We start from the raw sequence: 4,973 nt of genomic DNA, 5'->3' as shown, positions 1-4,973 counted from the left end.
CCTCCAAGCCCTGCGCGCGAATGCGAGCCAGGCCGTGCGGCAGGCCGCCGAAGCGGCGGAGGCGGAACTGGCCCGGCAATCCGAACCGTTGGCTCGCCAGTCCGCGATGGCCTCGATCGAGTTGATATCTGACCAGCTGCGGCCGCTGCTGCAGGCGCTGCTGCATGACCCCCAGGGCAGCGTGCTCGCCTCGCTGCGGCCGCGCGACGAGGACTACGGCAAGGCCTTCGTGCCTTCGTCGGTGCAGGCCGCACGCGAGGGCTACGCGGCGGTGTGGGCGCAGCTGCCGCGCCTGGGCCGTGCCTCACGCGACAGCCGCATCGTGCCGCGCCTGGCACCCGCCGGCATGCTGGCGGACGAGAACGACCTGTCCTGGCACTTTCCCGGCGGCTACCGCAGCATCGCCGGGCTGCTGCAGCCGCAGCGCGTGTGGGCGGCGTGGAAAGTGATCGAGCCCGGTCGCGATGCCGGCACCTCCTATGACGGGCTGGTGTGGCTGGATGACCACTGGGCGTGGTTTCCGAAGCCGTACCGGGTGCTGGGGCCGCGAGGTGAAGCGCCGCGACCATAGTTTCACAATCGAGCGGACTTGCGAGCAGTACTCCTTATCCAGTGGTGACCGCAAACGAGCCCCGGCTACCAGCGGCTGAACTCTCCCGCACGGTGGCTTTTTGGTGGCGAGGATTGCCGCTCGTGGTTGCATACCGACGTTTTCCACCGCATGTGGCCACCCAATGCTGAGGGTTAGCTCCCTTCGATCGGAGGGGTACTTGCTCGACATTTTTTAGCAATCTCTTTTAAATCAATAGGTTAGGCAAGCCTCGCCCGGATGAGGTTTACCTCCGGCACACAGTTCGAGAAGCTGTCACCAGGCGTGCGTCACTCCGATCCCGCCGAAGAGAACACCGCCATGGGTCTTGCCATGCGTCTGCCCGAGAGTGGGCATGACCGTCCACCTCGGTGTGGGTTCGACTGCYGCCGTGAATTGCAGCGTTCGCACCGTTCCCGGCTCGTCCTGGACCTTGTCGACCAACACCTCGGCGGACACGGAGGCCGTGCCGATCTGGTGTCGGCTGCCGAGCTTGAAGCTGCGGCTCAGCGCTGCTTCATCGCGCGATACCACTGAGGCGCTGGTGGGCTGCAGCACGCCGGCGAGAAGGCCAGTCCCCCCGCTGCCGCCACCCTGCTGCGTCGAGAGCTTGTAGCCGTAGCGCATGCCAGACGCATAGATCCGCCACGCCGGCGTGACGTGCACATGGCCGTGGAGACCGAAGCCAGGCCCCTTGAGCTGTTGTTGCTCGACGGTGACGTCGCCCGGTACGAGCGACGTACCCGTGGTGCCCTGGCCGTGCGCATCGCGGTGGTGCCCGTCCACCCCCACGCCGACGCGCTCGCCCAGCCACGTGACCGAGGCGTCCCAGTCGGTCTGGCGCCATGCATCGCCGCCGTTCCGGCGGTTCGCGGCCAGCGAGGCATTCCAACCGTCACCGATGAAGCCGGTGGCCGCGCTGAACACGCTCACGCGGCGGGCGGCGCCGGCCACGTCGAGGCGTGTCTGCCCGCTCCCGAACTGGACCCAGCCCCGTTCGCCGACCGGGAGCGACAGCACACCAAGCGCCGCCGTGTTGTGGCGGGCATCCCGCTGCACGTTGGCCTCGACGTAGCGCATGCCGGCATTGGCAGCTTGCGTGTCGCCGGACTCGTCGGCAAGAGCAGGACGGCAGGCAAGCAAAGCCAGGCAGCAAGCGAGGGAACTGGCGGGCAGGCGCTGGAGACGGGTCATGTCAATGCGGGAGGCAGTCGTGGAGGCATCCTCGGATCAGCGGCCCACATGGGCGCTGGTGCCGCCCGAGGCCGAAGCGTTCACCGAGCGGTCGGGACGCGTGACCTCGGCCGATCCTGCAACCGAGGCGTTGTCGCCGACGGCAGTCTGGCCCTCGGCCTGCGCGTGCACCGGGGTTGAGGTGACCTTGCGAACCGCAGTGCCCGCCGTGGTCCTGGCGGCGGCCGCCTTCTCGACGACCTGGCCGCGACCGGCCTGCGCCGTGGCGTTCGCCTTCTGCTGTGCATCGGCCGACACGTCGACCGCCGCCTCCTTGGCCTGGTTCATCTGGCCGCTCACGGCGCCGGCCGTCTCGCGCACCTTGCGGCCGGCCGCTTCGTCGCGCTGGACGTTGACGCGCGCCTGACCCTGCACGTCGGCGCTGCGCATGCCTGCGCTGCCGCCGAGGCCGGCTGAACCGCTGCCCAGCAGGCCGGCGTGGGCGGTCGACGCCAGCACGAACGTGGCGAGCACGGCGATCGAGAGAGTGGACAGCGACAAGGAATGTTGCGTGGTCATGAGAAGGATCTCCTTGGACAGTGGCGGAGGGGCGGCCTTCCCGACCCTCTTGCCATGTACAACGAGCCGCATCGGCGAATCCTTCCCTGCCAAGATGTAACAGTTGGCCGCGGGGTCGCCGTGCTTCACCAACGCCGCGCGGACACCCGCTCAGGCGCCGTCCTGGCGCCCTCGCCCACCAGCCCGAAGCCGAACACGTCGTCACGGCCGGCAGCGCCCAGGTCGGTCGCGCTGCGCTCCAGCAGCAACAGCGCTGCGGCGGCGGTCTTCGGATCGGGCTCCTGCAAGGCTTCCGCGAGCAGGCCGGCGACGATCGGCGCGGCGAAGGAGGTACCGCGTGCGGACGCATACCCGCCCCCTGCCCTTGCCACCGCCACGTCGGCGCCGGGTGCCACGAGGCACACCTGGGGACCCTGGGCCGCCTCGGGCAGTACGCTGCGACGGGTCGTCACGCCACTCACGCCCACCACGCCGGCATAGGACGCGGGATACAGCCGCGGCGCGGCCGGCCCGTCGTTGCCGACCGCCGCCACGATCAGGTGGCCGCGCCGGGTGACGGCCTGGGTGGCCCTGTCCAGCAGCGCGTTGGGCGGGCCGACCAGGCTCACGTTGATGACCGCCACGCGCTCTCGCACCATCCACGCCAGAGCTTGCGCCACGTTCTCGGCTGCGCCCCCGTCGGGCGCGTCGCAATAGACATCCGCGGCGAAGAGTTCGGCGCTGGGCTGCAGGCCGCTGAACGCGCCGTCGCGGCCCACCAGCAGCGAGGCCACGGCGGTGCCGTGCCGGCTGGGCACCTCGCGACCGTCGCAGCCCGAGGTATGCAGGCGCGCCTGCTCGAAGGCAGGATGGCGGCGGTCGACCCCGCCGTCGATCAGCCCGACGCGGCGCCGCGCAGCCGGTGCCGGTGTCGATGCCGCCAGAGCGGCCGATTCGGCTGCCACCGCGCCGCTGTGCCCATAGAGATGGTTGAAATCGACCGCGGCTTCGGGCTCGATGGCGCGCAGGCGCTGCGCGGCCGCGGCCAGCGAGTCGCCTGGCGGTGCGCGCAGCACCATCTGGCGCAGATCGAGCTCTGGGAGCAGCTGCTCGCGCAGCACGGTGAAGCCCTGCGCCTGCGCGGCGCTCAGCGCGGCCGCCGAGGGTGCGAGCCAGATCAGCTCGCCGCGGCGCACGGGCTGGCCGGCCGGGTCCAGCTCGATCCGATCGGGGTTGCGCCGCACCAGGTCGCGCTGGGTGCGCAGGCGCAGGTCCTGCAGCGGCACCGCCTGCTGCACGGTCTCCGGCAGGTTGGTCTGCGGAAGCCGGCCGAGGGCTGGCACGTTGACCGAGGGCAGGCGCAGCTGGGCGGCGGCCGGCGTCGTTACCAGGACGACCGCGACGGCCAGCGCAAGCCCCGCTGCACGGCGGACCGTGCGCCGGGCCTGGCGGAAGCGGCAGTGATGGAAGATCGGTTTCATCGTGGTTCGGGAGGATAACGAGCGGGGCATGGAAGAAAATCCATCCCCCATTCGTTGTCCCCTTCAATGATGAACTCTGCAACGGAAGTGCGAACCCAGATCGCCGCGCTCTTGCCGCGGTTGCGGCGCTTCGGGCGCACGCTGGCGCACTCCCGGGAGGACGCAGACGACCTGGTGCAGATGGCGATCGAAAAGGCGCTTGTGCGCACCGACCAGTGGACGCCTGGAACGCGTCTGGACAGCTGGATGTTCAGAATCATGCAAACAACCTGGATCGACGAACTGAGGTCGCGCGAACGGCGTGGGCAGACCTTCTTCGACGAAGCCGAAGGCGCGCACGTGGGCGTGAGCTCCAACGACGCCCAGGTCGACGCGATGTCGGTGCGCAAGGCCGTCTCGCAGCTCGGCGACGACCAGCGAGCGGTGGTCGGTCTGGTGCTCGTGGAAGGCCTCTCCTACCAGGAAGCCGCGCAGGTGCTGGACATCCCCGTGGGCACGCTCACCAGCCGTCTCGCCCGTGCGCGCGAAGCGCTGCAACAGATGCTCGGAGGTACGCCATGACAACGTGGAACGATGAAGAACTGATGGCTCACGCCGATGGCGAACTCGCCGGCGAACGCCGCGATGCGCTCGAGCAGGCCTTGCAGCAGGATGCGCGCCTGCGCGAACGCATCGGCAGCCTGAAGGGGCAACGCCAGCGTGTCGCGGCGGCTTTCGGCGACGTGCTGAACGAGCCCGTGCCCGACCGGCTCAGCGCCCTGCTGCGCGAGCCGGTGGCCGAGGCTGTGCCGCCGAAAGTCGGTGGCCTGGCCGAGCGGCGCCAGCAGCGCGACGAGCGCCGGGGCATGTCCAGCTGGGCCGCCTGGGGCGGCATGGCGGCCAGCCTCGCCCTGGGCGTCGTGCTCGGGGTCCAACTCCTCGGGTCAGGTGCCTCCGGCGCGGGCGACGTGCTGCTGAGCGACGCTGGCGGACGGCTCGTCGCTGGTCAGCAGCTCGCCAAGACGCTTGACGCCCAGGTGGCCGGCCAGGCCGCCGCCGGCGTCGCGGTGCAGCTGAGTTTTGTCGACAGGTCGGGCCAGTACTGCCGCACCTTCAGTGCAGGAGCGGCGTCGCGGTGCAGCTGAGTTTTGTCGACAGGTCGGGCCAGTACTGCCGCACCTTCAGTGCAGGAG

Annotated in this window: 6 protein-coding genes; 3 read left to right on the top strand and 3 right to left on the bottom strand. The window is 70.1% G+C overall.

Annotation, left to right across the window (positions count from 1 at the left end; genetic code table 11):
- A partial coding sequence (locus AC1D15_RS17785) for a hypothetical protein (protein ID WP_477827023.1) occupies positions 1-571 on the top strand: 571 nt, incomplete at its 5' end.
- 294 nt (positions 572-865) lie between these two features.
- Here the strand turns inward: AC1D15_RS17785 and AC1D15_RS17780 are convergent.
- From AC1D15_RS17780 to AC1D15_RS17770, 3 genes are all read right to left on the bottom strand, one after another.
- Positions 866-1,783, bottom strand: coding sequence for a hypothetical protein (locus AC1D15_RS17780; protein ID WP_477827022.1), 918 nt, complete (start codon positions 1,781-1,783; stop codon positions 866-868).
- Between the two features lie 36 nt (positions 1,784-1,819).
- Entirely contained in the window at positions 1,820-2,341 is a 522-nt protein-coding gene (locus AC1D15_RS17775; protein ID WP_477827021.1) for a hypothetical protein, read from the bottom strand.
- A gap of 125 nt (positions 2,342-2,466) precedes the next feature.
- Positions 2,467-3,801: a S8 family serine peptidase gene (locus tag AC1D15_RS17770; RefSeq protein WP_477827020.1), complete on the bottom strand. Its 1,335-nt coding sequence runs from the start codon at positions 3,799-3,801 to the stop codon at positions 2,467-2,469.
- Positions 3,802-3,888: 87 nt separating this feature from the next.
- Between AC1D15_RS17770 and AC1D15_RS17765 the strand changes: the two genes are divergently transcribed.
- Together AC1D15_RS17765 and AC1D15_RS17760 are read left to right on the top strand one after the other, a co-directional pair.
- Positions 3,889-4,362, top strand: a complete 474-nt coding sequence (locus AC1D15_RS17765; RefSeq protein WP_477827019.1) for a sigma-70 family RNA polymerase sigma factor — start codon at positions 3,889-3,891, stop codon at positions 4,360-4,362.
- Complete coding sequence (locus AC1D15_RS17760; protein ID WP_477827018.1) at positions 4,359-4,925, top strand: anti-sigma factor family protein; 567 nt, start codon at positions 4,359-4,361, stop codon at positions 4,923-4,925. The genes AC1D15_RS17765 and AC1D15_RS17760 overlap by 4 nt, the downstream gene beginning before the upstream one ends.
- The last annotated feature ends 48 nt before the right edge of the window (positions 4,926-4,973 follow it).

This window comes from Rhizobacter sp. P2_H2, from assembly GCF_056403375.1.
The sequence above is the reverse complement of the archived record's forward strand: the minus strand, read 5'-3'. Positions and strand labels throughout refer to the sequence as shown.